21 protein-coding genes are annotated in these 22,239 nt (G+C 72.1%); 10 read left to right on the top strand and 11 right to left on the bottom strand.

Translation table 11 applies throughout. From position 1 onward, the window contains the following. Window positions 1-60 precede the first annotated feature (60 nt). Entirely contained in the window at window positions 61-705 is a 645-nt protein-coding gene (locus CRV15_RS23170; RefSeq protein WP_003957890.1) for a response regulator, read from the bottom strand. Then, window positions 698-1,843 carry a GAF domain-containing sensor histidine kinase gene (locus tag CRV15_RS23165; protein ID WP_003957891.1) on the bottom strand — a complete coding sequence of 382 codons (1,146 nt, stop codon included), beginning with the start codon at window positions 1,841-1,843 and terminating at the stop codon, window positions 698-700. Before CRV15_RS23165 ends, CRV15_RS23170 begins: the two co-directional genes overlap by 8 nt. 273 nt (window positions 1,844-2,116) lie before the next feature. On the opposite strand from CRV15_RS23165, the gene CRV15_RS23160 reads away from it, so the two are divergent. The 3 genes from CRV15_RS23160 to CRV15_RS23150 all read left to right on the top strand — a co-directional run bounded on the left by CRV15_RS23160 (window position 2,117) and on the right by CRV15_RS23150 (window position 5,039). Next, on the top strand, window positions 2,117-2,812 hold the full coding sequence (locus CRV15_RS23160) for an SDR family NAD(P)-dependent oxidoreductase (RefSeq protein ID WP_003957892.1): 696 nt from the start codon (window positions 2,117-2,119) through the stop codon (window positions 2,810-2,812). Window positions 2,813-2,962: 150 nt separating this feature from the next. Then, complete coding sequence (locus CRV15_RS23155) at window positions 2,963-4,057, top strand: S-adenosylmethionine:tRNA ribosyltransferase-isomerase (protein WP_009995692.1); 1,095 nt, start codon at window positions 2,963-2,965, stop codon at window positions 4,055-4,057. A 265-nt stretch (window positions 4,058-4,322) separates the two neighbouring features. Further along, window positions 4,323-5,039, top strand: a complete 717-nt coding sequence (locus tag CRV15_RS23150) for a transglycosylase SLT domain-containing protein (protein ID WP_003959969.1) — start codon at window positions 4,323-4,325, stop codon at window positions 5,037-5,039. A 137-nt stretch (window positions 5,040-5,176) separates the two neighbouring features. Here CRV15_RS23150 and CRV15_RS23145 read toward each other — a convergent pair whose 3' ends face one another. Further along, window positions 5,177-7,723, bottom strand: a complete 2,547-nt coding sequence (locus tag CRV15_RS23145) for an ABC transporter ATP-binding protein/permease (RefSeq protein WP_003957895.1) — start codon at window positions 7,721-7,723, stop codon at window positions 5,177-5,179. 369 nt (window positions 7,724-8,092) lie between these two features. Here CRV15_RS23145 and serB point away from each other — a divergent pair, with 369 nt between their 5' ends. Continuing rightward, window positions 8,093-9,310, top strand: coding sequence for a phosphoserine phosphatase SerB (gene serB / locus CRV15_RS23140; protein WP_009995695.1), 1,218 nt, complete (start codon window positions 8,093-8,095; stop codon window positions 9,308-9,310). A gap of 219 nt (window positions 9,311-9,529) precedes the next feature. Here the strand turns inward: serB and CRV15_RS23135 are convergent, their stop codons facing one another. The 4 genes from CRV15_RS23135 to CRV15_RS23125 form a co-directional block, all read right to left on the bottom strand. Then, window positions 9,530-10,081 carry a SixA phosphatase family protein gene (locus CRV15_RS23135; RefSeq protein WP_003957897.1) on the bottom strand — a complete coding sequence of 184 codons (552 nt, stop codon included), beginning with the start codon at window positions 10,079-10,081 and terminating at the stop codon, window positions 9,530-9,532. 58 nt (window positions 10,082-10,139) lie between these two features. Next, on the bottom strand, window positions 10,140-10,343 hold the full coding sequence (locus CRV15_RS23130; RefSeq protein ID WP_003957898.1) for a hypothetical protein: 204 nt from the start codon (window positions 10,341-10,343) through the stop codon (window positions 10,140-10,142). Between the two features lie 164 nt (window positions 10,344-10,507). After that, a complete protein-coding gene (locus CRV15_RS37465) occupies window positions 10,508-10,627 on the bottom strand; it encodes an SGM_5486 family transporter-associated protein (protein WP_003957899.1) in 120 nt (39 codons plus the stop codon). A 4-nt stretch (window positions 10,628-10,631) separates the two neighbouring features. Continuing rightward, window positions 10,632-12,080, bottom strand: coding sequence for a CynX/NimT family MFS transporter (locus tag CRV15_RS23125; protein ID WP_009995698.1), 1,449 nt, complete (start codon window positions 12,078-12,080; stop codon window positions 10,632-10,634). Between the two features lie 65 nt (window positions 12,081-12,145). Between CRV15_RS23125 and CRV15_RS23120 the strand changes: the two genes are divergently transcribed. Next, on the top strand, window positions 12,146-12,925 hold the full coding sequence (locus CRV15_RS23120) for a FadR/GntR family transcriptional regulator (protein WP_003957901.1): 780 nt from the start codon (window positions 12,146-12,148) through the stop codon (window positions 12,923-12,925). A 567-nt stretch (window positions 12,926-13,492) separates the two neighbouring features. Here the strand turns inward: CRV15_RS23120 and fabI are convergent. After that, a complete protein-coding gene (gene fabI / locus CRV15_RS23110; RefSeq protein WP_003957903.1) occupies window positions 13,493-14,266 on the bottom strand; it encodes an enoyl-ACP reductase FabI in 774 nt (257 codons plus the stop codon). 5 nt (window positions 14,267-14,271) lie between these two features. Beyond that, entirely contained in the window at window positions 14,272-14,976 is a 705-nt protein-coding gene (gene fabG, locus CRV15_RS23105) for a 3-oxoacyl-[acyl-carrier-protein] reductase (RefSeq protein ID WP_003957904.1), read from the bottom strand. A 262-nt stretch (window positions 14,977-15,238) separates the two neighbouring features. On the opposite strand from fabG, the gene CRV15_RS23100 reads away from it, so the two are divergent. The 3 genes from CRV15_RS23100 (at window position 15,239) to tyrS (ending at window position 19,585) form a co-directional block, all read left to right on the top strand. Further along, window positions 15,239-16,762: a TldD/PmbA family protein gene (locus tag CRV15_RS23100; protein WP_003957905.1), complete on the top strand. Its 1,524-nt coding sequence runs from the start codon at window positions 15,239-15,241 to the stop codon at window positions 16,760-16,762. Window positions 16,763-16,817: 55 nt separating this feature from the next. After that, window positions 16,818-18,209 carry a TldD/PmbA family protein gene (locus CRV15_RS23095; RefSeq protein WP_003959975.1) on the top strand — a complete coding sequence of 464 codons (1,392 nt, stop codon included), beginning with the start codon at window positions 16,818-16,820 and terminating at the stop codon, window positions 18,207-18,209. Window positions 18,210-18,298: 89 nt separating this feature from the next. Further along, the gene (tyrS, locus tag CRV15_RS23090; RefSeq protein ID WP_009995700.1) at window positions 18,299-19,585 is read left to right on the top strand and encodes a tyrosine--tRNA ligase; all 1,287 of its coding nucleotides are present in this window, start codon (window positions 18,299-18,301) and stop codon (window positions 19,583-19,585) included. A 194-nt stretch (window positions 19,586-19,779) separates the two neighbouring features. Here the strand turns inward: tyrS and CRV15_RS23085 are convergent, their stop codons facing one another. Next, the gene (locus CRV15_RS23085) at window positions 19,780-20,052 is read right to left on the bottom strand and encodes a GlsB/YeaQ/YmgE family stress response membrane protein (RefSeq protein ID WP_003959977.1); all 273 of its coding nucleotides are present in this window, start codon (window positions 20,050-20,052) and stop codon (window positions 19,780-19,782) included. A 214-nt stretch (window positions 20,053-20,266) separates the two neighbouring features. Between CRV15_RS23085 and CRV15_RS23080 the strand changes: the two genes are divergently transcribed. Next, window positions 20,267-20,629: a DUF3099 domain-containing protein gene (locus CRV15_RS23080; protein ID WP_009995702.1), complete on the top strand. Its 363-nt coding sequence runs from the start codon at window positions 20,267-20,269 to the stop codon at window positions 20,627-20,629. A gap of 173 nt (window positions 20,630-20,802) precedes the next feature. Next, window positions 20,803-21,015 (top strand): hypothetical protein, encoded by a 213-nt coding sequence (locus CRV15_RS23075; RefSeq protein WP_009995704.1) that lies wholly within the window; start codon window positions 20,803-20,805, stop codon window positions 21,013-21,015. 39 nt (window positions 21,016-21,054) lie between these two features. Here CRV15_RS23075 and moaA read toward each other — a convergent pair whose 3' ends face one another. Beyond that, complete coding sequence (gene moaA / locus CRV15_RS23070) at window positions 21,055-22,044, bottom strand: GTP 3',8-cyclase MoaA (RefSeq protein ID WP_003959980.1); 990 nt, start codon at window positions 22,042-22,044, stop codon at window positions 21,055-21,057. Window positions 22,045-22,239 lie beyond the last annotated feature (195 nt).

Raw genomic sequence — 22,239 nt, 5'->3', positions numbered from 1 at the left:
TGACATACACCCGACAGTATGAATCTCGTATCGAACGGGAACCGGATCAAACGACTGTGGTCACCCGGTGAGACCGTGGCGCACGGCCCAGAGGGCGGCCTGGGTGCGGTCGGCGAGGTCCAGTTTCATCAGGATGTTCGAGACATGAGTCTTGACCGTCTTCTCCGAGAGCACCAGCGCCCGGGCGATCTCCCGGTTGGAGCGGCCGTCGGCGATCAGGCCCAGCACCTCGCGCTCGCGCTCGGTGAGGGTGCTGCCGCGGCCGGTGCCGCCGCCCTGCTCCTCCTGTGCGAGGAGGGCTCCGGCGACCTCGGGCTGGAGCAGCACATGGCCCGCGTGGACGGAGCGGATGGCGCCGGCCAGCGCCTCCGGGTCGATGTCCTTGTAGACGTAGCCGGACGCACCCGCGCGCAGGGCGGGGATCACCGTGCGCTGTTCGGTGAAGCTGGTGACGACGAGCACCCGGGCCGGGTTCGCCAGTTCGCGCAGCCGCCGCAGCGCCTCGATGCCGTCGGTGCCGGGCATCTTCACATCCATGAGGACGATGTCGGGCCGCAGCTCCTCGGCGCGGGCGACGCCCTCGGCGCCGTCCCCGGCCTCCCCGACGACCTCGATGTCGTCCTGGACCTCCAGGAAGGTGCGCAGCCCCCGGCGGACCACCTGGTGGTCGTCGACGAGCAGGACTCTGATCCGTGTGTCACCCACAGGGGACCTCCATGTCGATCGTGGTGCCCTCGCCGGGCGCCGAACGGACCCTGAGCCTGCCGCCGACGCCGCCGGCCCGGTCCCGCATGGAGACGAGGCCGAGGTGGCGGCCGGCCCGGCGGACCGCGCTCGGTTCAAAACCCTTGCCGTTGTCGCTGACGCTGAGCAGGACTCCCTGGGGGCGGCGGCTGAGGACGACGTCGACGCGGTCGGCGCCCGAGTGCCGCAGGGCGTTGTGCAGGGCCTCCTGGGCGACCCGGAGCAGGGCTTCCTCCTGGGAGGCGGGCAGGGCCTTGATGCCGCGGGCGTCGAAGGTGACCGTGGCGCTGTGGGCCCGGTCGAGGACCTGGATCTGGGTGCGCAGGGTGTGCACCAGGCCGTCCTCGTCGAGTGCGGCGGGGCGCAGCTCCACCACCGCGGCGCGCAGTTCGTCCGCGGCTTCGGCGGCGAGGGCGGCGACCTGTTGCAGTTCGCCCTTGGCCCGGCCGGGGTCGCGGTCCACGAGGGCGGCGGCGGCCTGGGCGGTGAGCCGCAGCGAGAACAGTTTCTGGCTGACGGCGTCGTGCAGCTCGTGGGCGAGGCGGGAGCGCTCCTCGGCGATGGTCAGCTCGCGGCTGCGCTCGTACAGCCGGGCGTTGGTGAGGGCGATGGCGGCGTGCTGGGCGAGGATCGAGAGGAGTTCCTCGTCGTCCTCGGTGAAGCCGCAGCCGCCCGTGGGGGCGGGGCAGCGCTTGTTGGCGAGGAAGAGGGCGCCGATGGTGTCGTCGCCGTCCTTGATCGGCAGGCCGAGGAAGTCGGACATGTCGGGGTGGGCCTCGGGCCAGCCCTCGAAGCGGGGGTCCTCGCGGACGTCGGCGAGCCGTTCGGTCCTGGCGTCGTGGAGCATCGCGGCGAGGATGCCGTGCTGCCGGGGCAGCGGGCCGATCGCCTTCCACTGGGCGTCGCTGACGCCGTCGACGACGAACTGGGCGAAGCCTCCGTGGTCGTCGGGGACGCCGAGCGCCGCGTACTCCGCGTCCAGCAGCTCCCGGGCGGACGCGACGATCGTCTTGAGGACGTCGCGGACCTGGAGGTGCCTGCTCATGGCGAGCAGCGCGGTGCTCACGGCGGCAAGGCCCGAGCTGGGTGAATGGCTCATGAAATCACCGTACCGGCGGGGTGTGACCGTCCGTATCGGGCCAGGGGCGGCGTGGTGGGTGCGGCCCGGGGACTAGGTCGAAGGGCCCGGTGGGTGGGGTCCCGGGGCGGACGCGGCGGGGGTGGCGCGTTTCTACGGTTGGGGGTGTCGGCTCCGCCTCCCCGGTCCGGCGGGCCCCGGGGAGGCGGAGGAAACGCGAGCACGCGGAAACGCGGGAACGCGAGCACGCGAGCACGCGAGCACGCGGAAACGCATGAAGAGGAGGCGGGCGGTATGCCGGTCGCGGTGATCACGGGTGGTTCGAAGGGGCTGGGGCGCGCGCTGGCGGCGGCGCTCGCGGAGCGTGGCTGGGATCTGGTGCTGGGCGCCAGGAGCGAGGGGGTGCTGCGGCGGGCGGCGGAGTTCGTGGGGGTGCACGGTACGCGGGTGGTGGCGGTCCCGGGCGATGTGCGCGACGCGGCGCACCGGGCCGCCCTGGTGGCGGCGGCGCGGGAGCTGGGCGGTCTCGATCTGCTGGTGAGCAATGCGAGCGTGCTGGGGGCGGAGCCGCTGGTGCGGCTGGACGCTCAGCCGCTGGAGGGGCTGCGGGAGGCGCTGGAGACCAATGTGGTGGCGGCGCTGGGGCTGGTGCAGGAGGCGCTGCCGCTGCTGCGGGAGGCCCCGGCGGGCACGGTGGTCGCGATCAGTTCGGACGCGGCGGCCGAGGCCTACGGGACCTGGGGCGGGTACGGGGCGTCGAAGGCGGCGCTCGACCAGCTCGCGGCGGTGCTGGCGGTCGAGGAGCCGGGGCTGCGGGTGTGGGCGGTGGACCCGGGTGACATGGACACCGATCTGTACAGGGCGGCGGTGCCCGACGTCAGTGAGTACCGGCCGGCGCCGGAGTCCGTCGTCCCCGGTTTTCTGCGGCTGCTGGACGAGCGGCCCGCGAGCGGGCGGTACACGGCTCCCGCCCTGCTGGGGACGGTGTAGTCGCCGGGAGCCGCCGGGAGGAACGGGGAGCCGCCGGGAGAAGCGGTACGGGGCCGTCTGGGCCCCTCCGGGGTCGGCGGCGCGGCGCGGGGGCGTCGGGAACCGGCCGGACGTGCGAGCGGGTGGGGAGAAGGGGTGCGGGTGAGGACGATGGCGGAGAGGGCCGACGCGCCGGTGGCGCTGCGGGTGCCCGACGAGTTGTCGGCAGGGGTGCCGGCGGAGGTGCGGGGTGCGGGGCGGGACGACGTCCGGCTGCTGGTCTCGCGCGGTGAGCGGGTCTCGCACCGGGTCTTCGGGGAGCTGCCGGGGCTGCTGCGGGCCGGGGACGTGCTGGTCGTCAATACGTCGCGGACGCTGCCCGCCGCCGTGAACGGGCGGGTGCAGGGCGAGCCGGTCGTCGTCCACTTCTCGACCCGGGGGGACGACGGCCGGTGGGCGGTGGAGCTGCGGACGCCCGACGGCCGGGGCAGCAGTCTGCCGAGGGCGGGCGGCCCGGTGGGCGCGGTGGTCCGGCTGCCCGGGGGTGAGCGGCTGGTGCAGGAGGCGCCGCTCTCCCCCGGCTCCGGGCGGCTGTGGTGGGCGTGGGTATCCACGCCGGTCCCGGAGCTGCTGGGGCGCTGCGGCAGGCCTATCCGGTACGGGTACACCGCCGGGGACCAGCCGCTCTCCGCGTATCAGACGGTGTTCGCGCGGCGCTCCCCCGACGGCTCGGGCTCGGCGGAGATGCCGAGTGCGGCGCGTCCCTTCACAGAGCGGACGGTGGCGGCGCTGGTGCGCCGGGGGGTGCAGTTCGCCCCGGTCGTCCTGCACACGGGGGTGGCGTCGGCGGAGGCGCACGAGCCTCCGTACCCGGAGCGCTTCGCGGTCCCGGCGGCGTCGGCGTGGCTGGTGAACGCGGCGCGCGCGGGCGGTGGCCGGATCTTGGCGGTGGGGACGACGGCGGTGCGGGCCCTGGAGTCCGCGACGGGGGCGGACGGCGTGGTGCGGGAGGCGTCGGGGTGGACCGATCTGGTGATCGGCCCGAAGCGGGGGGTGCGGGCCGTGGACGGGCTGCTGACCGGGCTGCACGAGCCCGCTGCGTCCCATCTGCTGATGCTGGAGGCCATCGCGGGCAGGCCCGCGCTGAGCCGTGCGTACGACGAGGCGCTGCGGGGGCTCTATCTCTGGCACGAGTTCGGGGACGTCCATCTCGTACTTCCGGATGACTATCCTTACTCATTGAATTGCTGGAGCAACGCATCGTAAGAGTGAAGTGGGGCCGATGTGAGCCCGCACATAGGACGCACATCACTTACGAAGCTGGTTAGTGGCAACATAAGGACCGCGTGAGCGGGGATGAAGCCCCGTTGAACCCTCCAGAGCTGCTCCCTGATCCACTATCCGGCTTCGTACGTCACATCTTTGCCAGGGCATTTTGCGGGCGCTAAGAATTGCCCGGTCGCCGCCCGCCGATGGAGCGCAGCGCCGCTCACGGCCTGATGCGACTTCCCGAAGCAAAGAGGTACGTCTGATGTCCGCGTCCAGCATTCGCAGCACCCGTATGACCAAGGCCCGCCGGGCCTCGATCGCCGGTATCGCCGCCGCAGGCGCCGCAGCCGTCACCCTGACGCTCGTGCCCACCAACGGCGCCACCGAGACCAAGGCCGCCGCCGAGGTCGCCCCGGTCGCCCTCCAGGGCGCCGCCGGAAAGCCCGCCCTGCTCCAGCTCGACTCCCAGAAGTCGGCCATCGAGACCCAGGTCGAGAACGCCGTCAAGGCGGACGCCGAGGTCAAGGCCGAGGCGCAGGCCAAGCTCGACGCCGCCGCCAAGAAGGCCGCCGAGGAGCGGGCCGCCGACGAGGCCCCGGCCAGCCGGACCGTCGCCGCCCGCACCGTGGCCGCCCCGGCCGCGCCCGCCGCCGTCTACCCGAACAACCTGGACGGCTGGATTCGTGAGGCACTGTCCATCATGAAGAAGGAAGGCATCCCGGGCAGCTACAACGGGCTGCACCGCAACATCATGCGGGAGTCCAGCGGCAACCCGATGGCCATCAACAACTGGGACATCAACGCCGTGAACGGCACGCCGTCGAAGGGTCTGCTCCAGGTCATCCAGCCGACCTTCAACGCGTACCACGTCTCGGGCACCCCGTTCGACCTGTACCACCCGGTCGCCAACATCGTGGCCGCGGCCAACTACGCCGCCGACCGCTACGGCTCGATCGACAACGTCTTCGGCGCCTACTGAGCCACGGCTGCTCGTCCCGCCCGCGCGGGAACGGCGCGCTGACGCGCACATCAGACGCGAAGGGCGGCCCGCCCCGGTGAATCCGGGGCGGGCCGCCCTTCGCTTCGTCGACGTCCCCGTCCTGCCGGGGGCGGGGGTCAGGAGCGCATGACCTCGGGCTCGTGGCGGCGCAGCAGCCGGGCCACGGCGACGCCGCAGACCGCTCCGAGCAGCAGCAGTACGGTGAGGTTGATCCCCCACTGCCCCGCCGTGTGCTCCCAGAGCGGGTCGAGGTCGCCCGGCCGGTCCCGGTCCCAGGGCGGCATCAGCCGGCCCAGGTCGAGTGTGGCCCCGGTGCCCGCGACGGCCCAGCGGGAGGGCATCAGCCAGGAGAGCTGTTCGAGTCCGGGGGTGGCGTACACCTTGAAGAGGACACCGGTGAAGACGATCTGGACGATCGCGAACATCACCAGCAGCGGCATGGTCTTCTCGGCCGTGCGCACCAGGGACGAGATCACCAGGCCCGCCATCATCGAGGTGAGGCCCAGGGCGATGATCACCACGCCCAGCTCCACGGCGGGCGGCAGCAGCAGCCCCTCGGCGGGCAGCTCACGCGGGAGGAGGCCGATGGCGCAGAGGACGACGCCCTGGAGGGCCGTGATCGCTCCGAGGACGATCACCTTGGAGAGGAGATAGGCCGAGCGGGAGAGGCCGGTGGCGCGTTCCCGTTCGTAGATCACCCGTTCCTTGATCAGCTCACGGACGGAGTTGGCCGCGCCGGAGAAGCACATACCGATGGCGAGGATCAGCAGGATCGTCCCGGCGTCGCTGTTGAACTCGTCCTTGCCGTCGTCCGGGGCGGTGAGCCCGTACGCGGCCGGGACCACGGCGCTGACCACGCCGAGCACGGCGGGCAGGATCAGCATCAGGGCCAGGAAGCCCCGGTCGGACGCGATGACGGAGACATAGCGGCGTATCAGGGTCCGGAGCTGGGAGCCCCAGCTCTGCGGCTTCGGCGGGCGGACCCGCCGGGCCGGGGGCGGGGGCACGGTCCGGGCGGCGTCGGCGACGGCGTCGATGTCCGCCGCGTACAGCTGGTAGTGCTGTGATCCGCGCCAGCGGCCCGACCAGTCGTAGTCGCGGTAGTTCTCGAACGCGGAGAACACATCGGCCCAGGTGGTGTAGCCGAAGAAGGTGAGCGCCTCGTCCGGGGGCCCGAAGTAGGCGACCGCGCCGCCGGGGGCCATGACCAGCACCCTGTCGCAGAGCTGGAGCTCGGCGACCGAGTGGGTGACCACGAGGACGGTGCGGCCGTCGTCGGCGAGCGAGCGCAGCAGCTGCATCACATCGCGGTCCATGCCCGGGTCGAGGCCGGAAGTGGGCTCGTCGAGGAAGAGCAGTGACGGCTTGGTCAGCAGCTCCAGCGCGACCGAGACCCGCTTGCGCTGGCCGCCGGAGAGGGAGGAGATCTTCTTGCCCTGGTGCGCGTCGAGCTTCAGCTCGCGCAGCACCTCGCCGATGCGGGCCTCGCGCTCGTCCTGGCCGGTGTCGCCGGGGAAACGCAGCTCGGCCGCGTACCTCAGCGCCTTCCGTACGGTCAGCTCCTTGTGCAGGATGTCGTCCTGCGGGACCAGGCCGATACGGCGGCGCAACTCGGCGAACTGCTTGTAGAGGCTGCGGCTGTCGTAGAGGACATCGCCCTCGTCGGCGGGCCGGTAGCCGGTGAGGGCCTTCAGCAGGGTGGACTTGCCGGAGCCCGAGGGGCCGATGACCCCGACGAGGGACTTCTCGGGGACGCCGAAGGAGACATCGCGCAGGATCTGTCGGCCGCCGTCGACGGTGACGGTGAGATGGCGGGCGGAGAAGGTGATCTCGCCCGTGTCGATGAACTCCTCCAGCCGTTCGCCGACGATCCGGAACGTGGAGTGCCCGACGCCGACGATGTCGCCCGGGCCGATGACCGCGGTGGCGGAGGCGGCGATGGGCCGGCCGTTGACATAGGTGCCGTTGTGGGAGCCGAGGTCACGGATCTGGAAGCGGCCGTCGGGGGTGGCCGTGAACTCGGCGTGGTGCCGGGAGACCTGGAGGTCGGCGACGACGAGTTCGTTCTCCAGCGCCCGGCCGATGCGCATGACACGGCCGAGGGAGAGCCGGTGGAACGTGGTGGGGCCGCGTTCGGCCGGGACGGGACCGGTGCCCGGCTGCTGCGGGGACCGCTCGTACGAGGGGGAGGACTGCTGAGGCGCGTAGGGCTGCGGGATCCCGTGCTGCTGGTGGGACTCGTACGGCGGGTGAGACTCATGCTGCTGAAGCGGCTGCGGCTGGTAGTCGTACTGCTGCTCGTACGACTCCTGCGACGGGTACGACGCCTGGGCGGCCGGGCGGGCGGCGGGGGTGCCCACCGGGCCGGAGAGGTTGATCCGGGGGCCGTCGTTGGCGTTGCCCACATGAACGGCGGAGCCGGGGCCCAGCTCCATCCGGTGGATACGGCGTCCCTCGGCATAGGTGCCGTTGGTGCTGCCGTGGTCCTCGATGACCCAGCTCCGGCCGTCCCAGCCGATGGTCGCGTGCCGCCAGGAGACCCTGGCGTCCTCCAGGACCAGATCTCCCTGCGGGTCCCGCCCCAGGGTGTACGACCGCGCCGGATCGAGCGCCCAGGTCCTGCCGTTCAATTCCAGTACGAGTTCCCGCACTCCGTGCCCCACTAGTTGCTCCCCCGAGTGACTCCCGTGACGGGGATTCTAGGGATGGTGAACATCGGGAGGAACTATTTCAGGCTCGGCGACATCCCTGGTACCCGGGCCGCGGAGGCGATCCGTCACCCGGTGGACGCGGTGGCTCCGGAGCGCGCCGGGGCCGCCGACCCGCCCCCGGCACCCGCGGCCGGGCGCCGGTCCGGCAGGCCCCCGGGCAGGGCTTATACCGACACCGGCCCGTCACCCGATCCGGTGTATCCGGCGTTTCCGCAGGTGGAAGCGGTGGTGGTGGATATCCGGCCGTTCGGGTCGCACAGGTGTCCGCCTGTCGGGACGATGCGTCTCGCCGTAACATTCGCCGGTTACGGTGGAGAAACCATGAGCGCTTCGCAGAACTCCGACGTCCGTACTCTCCTTGTGAAGATCTTCGGGAAGGACCGTCCCGGGATCACCGCCGGGCTCTTCGACACCCTCGCGGCCTACTCCGTCGACGTCGTCGACATCGAGCAGGTCGTCTCCCGTGGGCGCCTGGTCCTGTGCGCCCTGGTCACCGCACCCACCGTGGCCGGGGCCGACGAGGGGGAGCTGCGGGCCACCGTGCACAGCTGGGCCGACTCCCTCAAGCTCCAGGCCGAGATCATCTCCGGGACCGGCGACAACCGTCCGCGCGGCATCGGCCGCTCCCATGTCACGGTGCTCGGGCACCCCCTCACCGCCGAGGCCACGGCGGCCATAACCGCGAGGATCACCTCGCTGGGCGGCAATATCGACCGGATGTTCCGGCTGGCCAAGTATCCGGTGACGGCCGTGGAGTTCGCGGTCTCCGGAGCGGAGACGGAGGCACTGCGCACGGCGCTGGCCACCGAGTCCGCCGAGGTCGGCGTCGATGTGGCCGTGGTCTCCGCCGGGCTGCACCGCCGGGCGCAGCGGCTGGTCGTGATGGACGTGGACTCGACCCTGATCCAGGACGAGGTCATCGAGCTGTTCGCCGCGCACGCCGGGTGCGAGGACGAGGTCGCGAAGATCACCGCGGCGGCGATGCGGGGTGAGCTGGACTTCGAGCAGTCCCTGCACGCCCGGGTGGCGCTGCTGGAGGGTCTGGACGCCTCCGTCGTGGACAAGGTCCGCTCCGAGGTGCGGATGACGCCGGGCGCGCGCACCCTGATCCGCACACTGAAGCGGCTCGGCTTCCAGGTGGGCGTGGTATCGGGCGGCTTCACCCAGGTCACCGATGATCTGATGGAACGGCTCGGGCTGGACTTCGCCTCGGCGAACACGCTGGAGATAGTCGATGGGAAGCTCACCGGCCGGGTGACCGGGGAGATCGTGGACCGGGCGGGCAAGGCGCGGCTGCTGCGCCGGTTCGCCGCCGAGGCGGGCGTTCCGCTGGCGCAGACGGTGGCCATCGGCGACGGCGCGAACGATCTCGACATGCTGAACGCGGCCGGTCTGGGGGTGGCCTTCAACGCCAAGCCCGTGGTTCGCGAGGCGGCGCACACGGCGGTGAACGTGCCCTTCCTCGACACGGTGCTCTATCTGCTGGGCATCACCCGGGAAGAGGTGGAGGCGGCGGACGGCGCGGACGCCGAGCACTGACCGGCCCCTTTCCTCCCGTCTCCCTCCGCTCCGCTGCTGCCCCGGCCGGGCCGGGACGTCCCGGTGGATGTCCCGGCCCGGCCCCGTCGGCGGGAGTCCGTCGTGCCGGGGCGGCTCCGTCGTGCGGAGGCCTCACCGCCGTACAGCGGTCTTCGCCGTACAGCGGTCCCCCTCGTGCGGAGGTCCCCCTCGTGCAGAGGGCTCAGTCGTGCGGAGAGCTCAGTCGTGCGGGGTCCAGAAGCCGGTGAGCCTGCCGACTCCGTGCTCCACGGCCTTCCAGGAGCCGGTGAACTCGATCACCGCGAAGGCGGAGGTGGGGAATCCGCTGCGGCTCATCCGGGCGAGCAGATCGCCCTCGACCTCGCCCGCGAGTGCGTCGGCGGTGCCGTGCACCCCGGGGTTGTGCCCGATGACCAGCAACTCGCGCACATCGTCCGGGGTCTCGTTGAGCAGCGCGATGATCTCGCCGAGCGATGCCTCGTACAGCCGGTCCTCGTAGACCGTACGGGGACGCTGGGGCAGTTCGGAGACGGCGAGCTTCCAGGTCTCGCGGGTCCTGCTCGCGGTGGAGCACAGGGCCTGGTCGAAGGAGAACCCCGAACGGGCGAGCATCCGGCCCACCGCGGGGGCGTCCTTGCGGCCCCGCTCGGCCAGCGGACGGTCATGGTCGGACGTATCGGACCAGTCGGCCTTCGCATGGCGGAGGAGAACGATCCTGCGGGCGTGGGAGGGGCCGGAGGCTGTCCCCCCGGACGGTGTGGCGACGCTCATGTCCCCCAGCTTCGCATGAAACCCGCCAGCGGGCGCGGGGTGTTGAGGGGCGGGGCCATCAGGAGATCAGCAGCCGGTGCAGGTACTCGACGAGCAGGCGGACGGCCGATCCCTCCTGTGCCGTCCCGGCCTCGGCCGGGTCCGCCATCAGCCCCAGCAGAACGGTGAACGCGAGTATCGGCAGGGCCAGCGACCACCAGCTCAGACGGGCGCCGGAACGCCCCGTCCCGGCGGGAACGGCGGAAGGGGTCCGGGCCGGCATGGTCGCCTCCGTCAGCGGTGGTCCGTGGGGTGTGCGTGCGATGTCTCGACGCTACGGGCCACCGGCGGGTGGGCCCATCCGGTAGACCACCCACATCCCCCTGAGTCCAGCCCCCTAGGGGACGGTGGTGCCAACCCCACCCCCGGCCCCGGGGCGCGGGCCGGTCAGGAGGGTGAGGCGATGGTCGCGATGATCCCGACCACGACAAAGAAGCCGATCATGATGCCGAAGATGAGCAGAAGCTTCTTCTGGCCGTTCTGGGGGTGCGGGTCGAGCAGGGGCATGGCCTCAGTGTCGCATCCCGCTCTCGTCCTCGATCGTCCGGTCCCGGCCCGCGAGGACCCCGCAGACGATCTGCGGGACGAGCAGCCCGGCCATGAGGCCCACCGGCAGCCCCCAGCCGCCGCTGTGCTGATAGAGGACGCCCACCAGCAGCGGCCCGGGAATGGAGATCAGATAGCCGGTGGACTGGGCGAAGGCCGAGAGCCGCACCACTCCGGCGCTGCTGCGCGACCGCATGCCGATCATGGTGAGCGCGAGCGGGAAGGCGCAGTTGGAGATGCCCAGCAGCACCGCCCAGAGCCAGGCTCCCGCCGCCGGGGCGAGCGCGAGTCCCGCGTAACCGGTGAGCCCGGCCAGCCCGAGGACGACGACGATGGGGCCCTGGTTCCGCAGCCGGGCGGCCAGCCGGGGGATGACGAAGGCGAGCGGCACGCCCATGGCCATCGTCACCGCGAGCAGCACCCCGGCCGTGGTGGCCGGGACCCCGGCGTCACGGAAGATCTGCGGCATCCAGCCCATGGTGATGTACGCGCCGGTGGCCTGGAGGCCGAAGAAGCAGGCGAGCGCCCAGGCGGTGGGGCTGCGGACCACGCTCGGCGCGGCCGGGGCGCCGTCCGCGGGTCCGTCCCCGGCCCGCTGAACGGGGACGGGAGCGGGAGCGGGGGCCGACGTCGGGGTCCGGTCGCGGAGGAGCAGCGCCAGCCACGGCAGCACGGCGACGGTGGCGAGCAGCGCCCACACCCCGAGGCCGAGCCGCCAGCCGCCGCCCAGGGCGTCGGTGACGGGCACGGTCACGGCGGCGGCGAGGGAGGTGCCGAGCGCCAGGGCCATGGAGTAGAGCCCGGTCATCGGGCCGACACGGTCGGGGAAGTACCGCTTGACGATCACGGGCATCAGGACGTTGCCGACGGCGATGCCCATCAGGGCGAGCGCGCTGGCGGCGAGGAATCCGGCGGTGCCCCCGGCGAAGGGGCGCAGGGCCAGTCCCGCGGTGACGGCGGCCATGCCGCCGAGGACGACGGCGGCGGGGCCGAAGCGGCGGGCGAGCCGGGGCGCGGCGAGTCCGAAGACGGCGAAGCAGAGCGGGGGGACGGAGGTGAGGAGTCCGGCGACGGTCCCGCTCATGTGGAGGCCGTCGCGGACCTCCTCCAGCAGGGCGCCGAGGCTGGTGATGGCCGGGCGGAGGTTGAGCGCGGCCAGGACGATGCCCGCGAGGACGAGACGGGTGGTCCAGCCGCCCGGCCCCGCCGCCGCGCGGGACGCGAACCGGGACGCGAGCCGCCGGGACGGGCGCTGCCGGGGCGGGTACGCGAGCGGTCCGGAGCGGCCACCGGTGTCGGCGCCGTCGCCGTCGCCGGAGCGGGCACCGGAGCGGTCGCCGCCGGTGCGGATGGGGCCCGGGGCCGACGCGCCGGGCCGTATCTCGGGCCGTATCTCGGAAGGCATGGAGCCCATCATAGAATCATTGGATGATTATCTCTCCAGGGTCGGGAGCCAGGAGAGCCGGAGACAGGAGAGCGATGCCGCTGACCTCCCCCCGCCGTTCGGGGCTGACCGATCAGGTGATCGCCCAGCTCAGGAATCAGATCACCGCGGGCGCATGGCCCGTGGGCTCACGCATCCCGACCGAACCGGAGCTGGTGGAGCAGCTCGGTGTGGCACGGAACACGGTCCGTGAGGCGGTCCGCGCCCTCGCCCACAACGGTCTGCTCGACATCCGCCAGGGCTCCGGCACCTATGTAAGGGCCACCAGTGAGCTGGCCGGGGTGATGCACCGGCGCTTCGCGGACGCCGCTCCCCGCGATGTGGCCGAGGTCCGCTCCACCCTGGAGTCCTCCGCCGCCCGGCTCGCGGCCGAGCGGCGCACGGAACGGGATCTGCGCCAGCTCGACACGCTGCTCGCACGGCGGGAGGAGTCCTGGGCGACAGGCGACGCGGAGCGGTTCGTCGCCGCCGACGCGGCCTTCCACCAGGCCGTGGTGGCGGCTTCGCACAACGAGGTGCTGATCGAGCTGTACGCGGACCTCGGCGATCTGCTGCGTGAGTGGCTGCGGGGCGACGTGGGCGGCGAGCTGCGCCCGGAGCACCACATGGACCACGCGCGGCTGGTGGCGGCGATCCGCGCGGGGGACGGGGACACCGCGGCGACGGAGGCGGCGGGCTACCCGTTCGCCTGTCCGCGCGGACGGCTGTCCGGGGCCGGGAGGGACGACGAGGCGGAGGGCGCGAGGGACGACGCAAAGGACACAGGGGGCCCGGACGGCACGGGCGAGGACGCGGCGGAGCCCGGCAGCGGCTGATGGCTGACCCAGACCGCCCGGATCTCCTTCCAGCAGCGGTCCGTGAGGGTCACCTCGTCCGCCGGGTGGACATCGGCGGGCGGACCGTCGACGTCGATGTCCCACCAGCGCTCGCACTCGATGTGCAGCCGCACCCGGTCGATGGCCGGAAAGGGGTTGTGGCAGTGCGCGCTGGCGCTCGACCCCTCGATCTCCGTCCAGCACTCGGCCTCGTACCGCGGGGGCTCCGGTTCCTGCGAGACGGCCTGCGGGGTGCCCCACCACAGCACCGTCGCCGCCGCCAGCACCGGGGCCGAACGCCGGATCATCACCATGAGCAGGTACCTCCTCGGCCGTACTGCGGCGGGCGAGCGCGCCGCGGCTGCACCACAAGGGGGGGTTGCCCCTCCAGCCTGGCCGGGCCGGACGCCGTCCGCGCGCCCGGGGGGCCGAAAAGGTGAACGCCCCGCACCCGGCCGAGCCGGGTGCGGGGCGTTTCCCTCGTTCGTCCCACCGCGTACGGCGGATCACCGCCTCCGGTGGATCACCGTGCGCGGCGGGCAGGTGCGCGGCGGGGAAGTACGGGTGTCAGCTGCCCATCATGTGGACGCCGCCGTCCACATGGACGATCTCACCGGTCGTCCGCGGGAAGAAGTCGGAGAGCAGGCCGACCACACCGCGGCCCGTGGGCTCCGGGTCGGACTGGTCCCAGCCGATCGGGGCGCGGTGGTTCCACACGTCCGACAGGTCCTCGAAGCCGGGGATGGACTTGGCGGCCATCGACTTCAGCGGCCCCGCCGAGATCAGGTTGCAGCGGATGCCCTTCGGGCCGAGGTCGCGCGCCAGATAGCGGTTGGTGCTCTCCAGCGCGGCCTTGGCCACGCCCATCCAGTCGTACTTCGGCCAGGCGAGCTGGGCGTCGAAGGTGAGCCCGACGATCGAGCCGCCGCGCTCCTCCATCAGCGGCAGACAGGCCGTCGCGAGCGACTTGTACGAGTACGCGGAGACATGCACCGCGGTCGACACGTCCTCCCACTCCGCCTTCAGGAAGGTGAAGGCGCCCTGGGGGCCGAAGGCGATCGAGTGGACGATGCCGTCGAGGCCGGTGTCGTCGCTGGAGTGCTCCCGGATACGGTCCGCGAGCGTGTCCAGATGCTCCTGGTTGGTGACGTCCAGCTCGATGACGGGCGCGGGCTTCGGCAGCCGCTTGGCGATCCGCTCGACGAGGGAGAGCCGGCCGAAGCCGGTGAGGATGACCTCGGCGCCCTCCTCCTGCGCCACCTTGGCGGCGTGGAACGCGATGGACGCGTCGGTGATGACGCCCGTGATCAGAATGCGCTTGCCGGCGAGGATTCCGCTCATATCGATCAGTGACCCATGCCCAATCCGCCGTCAACGGGAATGACGGCTCCAGTGATGTACGAGGCGTCGTCGGAGGCGAGGAAGCGCACGGTGGCGGCGATCTCCTCCGGCTGCGCATAGCGGCCGAGCGGCACCTGGGAGACGATCCCGGCGCGCTGCTCGTCGCTGAGCACCTTGGTCATATCGGTGTCGACAAAGCCGGGCGCGACGACATTGAAGGTGATGTTCCGTGAGCCGAGTTCACGGGCGAGGGACCGGGCGAAGCCGACCAGACCCGCCTTGGAGGCCGCGTAGTTGGCCTGGCCCGCCGAGCCCAGCAGGCCCACGACGGAGGAGATCAGGACGACACGGCCCTTCTTGGCGCGCAGCATCCCGCGGTTGGCCCGCTTGACGACGCGGAAGGTGCCGGTGAGGTTGGTGTCGAGGACGGAGACGAAGTCCTCCTCGGACATGCGCATCAGCAACTGGTCGCGGGTGACACCGGCGTTGGCGACCAGCACCTCCACCGGGCCGTGCGTCTCCTCGATCTCCTTGTACGCCTGCTCCACCTGCTCGGCGTCGGTGATGTCGCACCGTACGGCGAGGAAGCCCGCGGGGGGCTCACCGGAGCGGTAGGTGACGGCGACCTTGTCGCCGGCGTCGGCGAACGCGCGGGCGATGGCGAGGCCGATGCCCCGGTTTCCTCCGGTGACGAGAACCGAGCGGCTCAACGGATCACCCTTTCGATAGCAACGGTGGTACTACCGAAACTAGCGGTCGAGCCGGGTTCCGGGGGAATCGGGCACTGACAGCAGCGTCAGCGCGTCACTGTGGGGTCTCTACAGAAAGCGAGGTCCCGGCACAGGGGTGGCCGAAGTCGCCCGCCCGGGGGTCGCGGCCCCGGAGACGGGGGGCGGCGGCGCCGCCGCGGACCGGCACGCGCATGATTCACTGCGGATCTGTAGTCGCGCCCGGCCGGAAGGGGAGGGCCCTGTGCCCCATGACATCGATCAGACATTCCTCGCGCTGCCGTTGCGCGCACTCGCCGACGCCGCGCTGGCCCGGGCCCGGGCGCTCGGCGCCGACCACGCCGACTTCCGGTTCGAACGGGTGCGCAGCGCGTCCTGGCGGCTGCGGGACGCCAAGCCCGCGGGGTCCTCGGACACCACGGACCTCGGTTACGCGGTACGGGTCGTGCACGGCGGGGCGTGGGGCTTCGCGTCCGGTGTCGATCTGACCATGGACGCGGCGGCCCGGGTCGCGGGCCAGGCCGTCGCCATGGCCAGGCTCTCCGCGAAGGTGATCGCCGCGGCGGGCTCCGACGAGCGGGTGGAGCTGGCGGACGAGCCCGTGCACGCGGACCGGACCTGGGTCTCCTCGTACCGGATCAACCCGTTCGACGTGGCCGACGAGGAGAAGTCCGCGCTGCTCGCCGAGTGGAGCGCGGGGCTGCTGGCGGCGGACGGGGTCGCGCATGTGGACGCCTCGCTGCTGACGGTGCAGGAGAACAAGTTCTACGCCGACACGGCGGGGACCGTCACCACCCAGCAGCGGGTGCGGCTGCATCCGGAGCTGACCGCGGTGGCGGTGGACGAGACGACGGGCGAGTTCGACTCCATGCGCACGCTGGCGCCGCCCGCGGGCCGGGGCTGGGAGTATCTGACCGGCACCGGCTGGGACTGGGCGGGCGAGCTGGAGCGGATTCCGCAGCTGCTGGCCGAGAAGATGCGCGCGCCGAGTGTGGAGGCGGGCCTCTACGACCTGGTGGTGGACCCGTCGAACCTCTGGCTCACCATCCATGAGTCGATCGGCCACGCCACGGAGCTGGACCGGGCGCTGGGCTACGAGGCGGCGTACGCGGGCACCTCGTTCGCCACGTTCGACAAGCTGGGGACGTTGGAGTACGGCTCCCCGGTGATGAATGTGACCGGGGACCGCACCGCCGAGCACGGTCTCGCGACGATCGGCTACGACGACGAGGGGGTCGAGGCGCAGTCCTGGGACCTGGTGAAGGACGGGGTGCTGGTCGGCTATCAGCTCGACCGGCGGATCGCGCGGCTGACGGATCTGGGCCGGTCGAACGGGTGCGCCTACGCGGACTCCCCCGCCCATGTGCCGGTGCAGCGGATGGCGAACGTCTCGCTCCAGCCGGCTCCCGGGGGGCTGTCGACGGAGGATCTGATCGGCGGTGTCGAGCGCGGGATCTATGTGGTCGGGGACCGTTCCTGGTCCATCGACATGCAGCGGTACAACTTCCAGTTCACCGGGCAGCGGTTCTTCCGGATCGAGAACGGGCGGCTGGCGGGCCAGCTCCGGGATGTGGCCTACCAGGCGACGACGACGGAGTTCTGGGGCTCGATGGAGCAGGTGGGCGGCCCGCAGACCTATGTCCTGGGCGGCGCGTTCAACTGCGGCAAGGCCCAGCCGGGCCAGGTCGCGGCGGTCTCGCACGGCTGCCCGTCCGCGCTCTTCCGGGGCGTGAACATCCTCAACACGACGCAGGAGGCGGGTCGATGAGCACCGCGCAGCGCAGGGCCGCCGGGCAGCACGGGACCACCGGGGAGGCCGGTCGATGAGCCGCAGCAGCAAGCCCCACGAGATCGTCGAGCGCGCGCTCGGGCTCTCGTCGGCCGACGGCTGTGTCGTCATCGCCGACGAGCACTCCTCCGCCAACCTCCGCTGGGCGGGCAACGCGCTGACCACCAACGGGGTGACCCGGGGGCGCACCCTCACGGTCATCGCGACGGTCGACGGGGCCGAGGGCACGGCCTCGGGTGTGGTGTCCCGTTCGGGGGTGACGTCCGACGAGCTGGAGACGCTGGTACGGGCCGCCGAGCACGCGGCGCGGACCTCGCACCCGGCGGAGGACGCCCAGCCGCTGGTGGCCGGGCGGGCGGCCGACCCCGGTTTCACCGAGGGCCCGGCGGAGACCTCGTCGTCGGTCTTCGCGGAGTTCGCCCCGGCGCTGGGCGAGGCGTTCGCCCGGGCCCGGTCCGGGGGGCGGGAGCTGTACGGCTTCGCCAACCACGAGATGACCTCCACCTATCTCGGCACCTCCACGGGGCTGCGGCTGCGGCACGACCAGCCGAACGGGACGCTGGAGCTGAACGCCAAATCGCCGGACATGTCGCGTTCGGCCTGGACCGGGCGGACCACCCGGGACTTCCGGGACGTGGACCCCGGGGCCCTGGACACGGAGCTGGCGCAGCGGCTGGCCTGGGCGAAGCGGCGGGTGGAGCTGCCCGCGGGGCGCTATGAGACGCTGCTGCCGCCGACCGCCGTGGCCGATCTGCTGATCTACCAGCTCTGGTCGTCGACGGCGCGGGACGCGGCCGAGGGCCGTACGGTCTTCTCCCGCCCCGGCGGCGGCACCCGGGTCGGCGAGACGCTCTCCCCGCTGCCGCTGACGCTCCGCAGCGATCCGCACGAGCCCGGTCTGGAGTCCGCGCCCTTCGTGATCGCGCACTCCTCGGGCGACTCCGCCTCCGTCTTCGACAACGGTCTGCCGCTGCCGCGGACGGACTGGGTCCGGGACGGGAAGCTGGAGCACCTGGTGACCACGCGGCACAGCGCGGGTCTGACCGGGCTGCCAGTGGCCCCCGGGACGGGGAATCTGATCCTGGACGGCGGGGACGGGCGCTCCCTGGCGGAGATGGTCGCGGCGACGGAGCGCGGGCTGCTGCTGACCTGCCTCTGGTACATCCGGGAGGTCGACCCGGCGACCCTGCTGCTGACGGGGCTGACCAGGGACGGTGTCTATCTGGTGGAGAACGGGGAGGTGACGGGGGCGGTGAACAACTTCCGCTTCAACGAGTCACCGGTGGATCTGCTCTCCCGGGCCGCGGAGGCGGGCCGTACCGAGCGGACCCTGCCCCGGGAGTGGGGCGACTGGTTCACCCGGGCCGCGATGCCCGCGCTGCGGGTGCCCGATTTCAATATGAGTTCGATCAGCCAGGGCGTATAACCTCGGGGGTGTACGAAACCCGTACACCCCGTTCGACCCGCCGATACCACCGGCCGGTCCCTCCGACACCACCGAGGAGCATGAGAGACGTGACGGACATCGTCGATGAGTTGCAGTGGCGCGGGCTGATCGCCCAGTCCACTGACGAGGACGCACTGCGCAAGGCGTTCGCGGACGGTCCGGTCACCTTCTATTGCGGCTTCGACCCGACCGCGCCCAGTCTGCATCTCGGCAATCTGGTGCAGATCCTCACCATGCGCCGGATTCAGCTCGCGGGCAACCGTCCGCTGGGCCTCGTCGGCGGGGCGACCGGCCTGATCGGCGACCCCAAGCCGAACGCCGAGCGCACCCTGAACGCGCCGGAGACGGTCGCGGAGTGGGTGGGCCGGCTGCGGGCGCAGATCGAGCGGTTCCTCGACTTCGAGGGCCCGTACGCGGCGCGGATGGTCAACAACCTGGACTGGACCTCCGGTCTCTCGGCGATCGACTTCCTCCGGGACGTCGGCAAGTACTTCCGGGTCAACAAGATGATCGCGAAGGAGGCGGTCGCCCGGCGGCTGAACTCGGACGCGGGCATCAGCTACACCGAGTTCAGCTACCAGATCCTCCAGGGCATGGACTACCTGGAGCTGTACCGGCGCCATGGCTGCACCCTCCAGACCGGCGGCAGCGACCAGTGGGGCAATCTCACCGCGGGCACCGATCTGATCCACCGGGTCGAGCCGGAGGCCGGGGTGCACGCGCTGGCGACGCCGCTGATCACCAAGGCGGACGGCACCAAGTTCGGCAAGACCGAGTCGGGCACGGTGTGGCTGGACGCCGAGCGGACCTCGCCGTACGCGTTCTACCAGTTCTGGCTGAACGCGGACGACCGGGATGTCGCGAAGTTCCTGCGGATCTTCAGCTTCCGGTCCCGCGCGGAGATCGAGGAGCTGGAGCGGCAGACCGAGGAGCGTCCGCAGGCGCGGGCCGCCCAGCGGGCGCTGGCCCAGGAGCTGACCACGCTGGTGCACGGCGCCGAGCAGTGCGCGGCGGCGGAGTACGCCGCGAAGGCGCTGTTCGGGCAGGGCGAGCTGGGCGAGCTGGACGAGCCCACGCTGCGGGCGGCGCTCGGTGAGCTGCCGCGGGCCTCGGTCGAGGAGCTGGCCCCGGTGGTGGACCTCTTCGCCGAGGCGGGTCTCGCGGCGAGCAAGTCCGCGGCCCGCCGCACGGTGAAGGAGGGCGGCGCCTACGTGAACAACGTCAAGGTCACCACAGAGGACGCGGTCCCCTCCCCCGGTGATCTGCTGCACGGGCGCTGGCTGGTGCTGCGCCGCGGCAAGAAGAACCTGGCCGCGATCGAGGTCACGGGCGCCGCGGGCACCACGGGAGGCTGAGCACGACCGGCGCCCCCGGAACGCCGTCGCGGTGCCGGGCCTCATGCCGAGGCCCGGCACCGTGCGAGACCGGGCGCCGTGGCAGGCCGGGGCGGGGTGGTCGATGCGACCGCCCCGCCCCGGCCGTCCGCCCGCTGTCCGCCGGACGCGCCCGCCGTCACCGCGCGGGCGCGCCGCCCGCCCCGGGCGTCCACTCAGGCGCGCTGTCTACCCTTCATCGCGATCCAGGCACGGTCGCCGAGGAAGACCAGGATGACCGCGGCGACGAGCTGGAAGGCGTGGCGGCTCCAGTCGATGCCCGGGGTCTCGGCGACCCCGAGGCCCGCCGCGAGCCAGTTGCCGAGGACCGCGCCACCGATACCGCAGATGGTGGCGAGCCACAGGGGAAGGTGCTGCTTTCCGGGCAGAATCAACTTCGCGATCAGGCCCAGCACAAATCCCACGATGATCGCCCACAACCAGCCCATGGCTGCCTCCTCGTACGGCTCCGTGAGAGCGGTTACGCCGTCAGTGTCGGCCCATCCGCCATACGGCGCATGTCGGACGCGTCCGTACGCGTATCGGCCGACTCGACAGAAGCGGTCCGCGACGGCCCCCGGCCTCGTCGGCCGCCGGTGCGCGGCGTACCGTGGACCCTGTCAGGACCGGGAGTGTCCGGCGGAACAAGCAGGTGGTGGAGTGATGCGGAAGCTGGCCAAACCGGAGGTCTTCCGGATCACCGGAGCCCGTCAGGGGCTGGCCGAGGACGTACGCGGACGACAGCGCCGCTATGTGATCTCGATGCTGGTCCGGACCCTGTCCGTGGTGCTCGCCGCCGCACTGTGGAACGTGGAGCGCCATGTGGCGGTCGTCGCCCTGGTGCTCGGGGTGCTGCTCCCCTATATCGCGGTGGTCATCGCCAACGCGGGCCGGGAGACGACTCCTTCACTGCCGTCGACGTATGTGTCGGCACCGGTCCGGCCGATGATCGAGCCCTTGGAGGAGGAGCCGGGGACGGCCCGGACGGATCAGCCGGACCGCGAAAAAGCCGAGACGCAATACTGACGTTCCGGTGCACCGCACACCGTGACCCATGACATACTTCGTACGCGCTCCGCATCCCCCGTCGGAGCTGTGGACCGACGCCGGGCAGCTCCCCCCGTGGCTGCCCGGCGTCGTCTTGTACCGCCTTGTACGGCCTTGTGGCGCGCTCTCGCGCGCAGTGGAGCACTGACACCGTGAACCCCGAGTCCCCGATCTGTTCCGCCAAGGGCTGCCGTGCGGCGGCGATTTGGGTTCTGGCCTGGAACAACCCCAAGGTGCACACGCCGGAGCGGCGGAAGACCTGGCTCGCCTGCGAGGAACACCGGGCGTCCCTCTCCGACTTCCTCGACATCCGCGGTTTCCTGAAGGACGTCGTGACGCTGGAGGAGTGGCAGGCGCGGCCGTAGGCTCCGCCCCGCGCACCCCGGGCCCGGACGCCCCGGCCGTCAGCCGCCGATCGCCGACATCGGCCGGTCCGGCTGGAGGAACGACGGGTCGTCCAGGCCCGAGCCCGGCTTCTTGCCCCGCATCGCCGCCCGCCACAGCTCGGCGATCTCCTCGTCGTCGGCGCCGGAGCGCAGCGCCGTCCGCAGATCCGTCTCCTCCCGGGCGAACAGGCAGTTGCGTATCTGGCCGTCGGCGGTGAGCCGGGTGCGGTCGCAGGCGGCGCAGAACGGCCGGGTGACGGAGGCGATCACGCCGACCCGGTGGGGCCCGCCGTCGACGAGCCAGCGCTCGGCGGGGGCCGCTCCACGGGCCTCTGCGCCCTCGGGGGTGAGGGTGAAACGGGTGCGCAGGGACCGCAGCACATCCGCCGCGGTGATCATTCCCTCGCGCCGCCAGCCGTGCTGGGCGTCCAGCGGCATCTGCTCGATGAAGCGCAGCTCGTACCCCCCGTCGATGGCCCAGGACAGCAGCTCGGGGGCCTCGTCCTCGTTGAGCCCGGGCATCAGCACGGTATTGATCTTGACGGGGGTCAGCCCGGCGGCGCGGGCGGCTTCGAGGCCGCGCAGCACGTCGTGATGGCGGTCCCGGCGGGTGAGCCGCTGGAAGACCTCGGGCCGCAGGGTGTCGAGGGAGACATTGACGCGGTCGAGCCCGGCGGCGCGCAGCGCGGCGGCGGTGCGGGCGAGCCCGATGGCGTTGGTGGTGAGGGAGAGCCGGGGGCGGGGGGTGAGCGCGGCACAGCGCTCCACGATGCCGGTGAGGCCGGGGCGGAGCAGCGGCTCCCCGCCGGTGAAGCGGACCTCGGTGACGCCGAGACGGGTGACGGCCAGCCCGATCAGCCGGACGATCTCGTCGTCGGTGAGCAGCTCGGGCCTGGTGAGCCACTGGAGCCCTTCTTCGGGCATGCAGTAGGAGCAGCGGAGATTGCACCGGTCGGTGAGCGAGACACGCAGGTCTGTGGCGACCCGGCCGTAGGTGTCGACGAGCACCGCGGCCCCCTTCCCCTCGTCACCCGGCGGGCTGCTTCCCGGCCGGGGATCTTTGCTTCGAGCCTACGCCAGCCCACTGACAGCCCGGGTCGCGGCGGTACCGCCGGTGGCCCGGAAGGAGCGGTGCCGGCAGACCGGGCGAACCGGGAAGGCGCGGGAGCGGGAGGACGGGCGGGGAAGGGGGAGGGGGCCGTC

Source organism: Streptomyces clavuligerus (assembly GCF_005519465.1).
In the GTDB taxonomy this organism is placed as follows: Bacteria; Actinomycetota; Actinomycetes; order Streptomycetales; family Streptomycetaceae; genus Streptomyces; species Streptomyces clavuligerus.
Note: the sequence above shows the minus strand (reverse complement) of the source record. Positions and strands in the feature narration are given on the sequence as shown.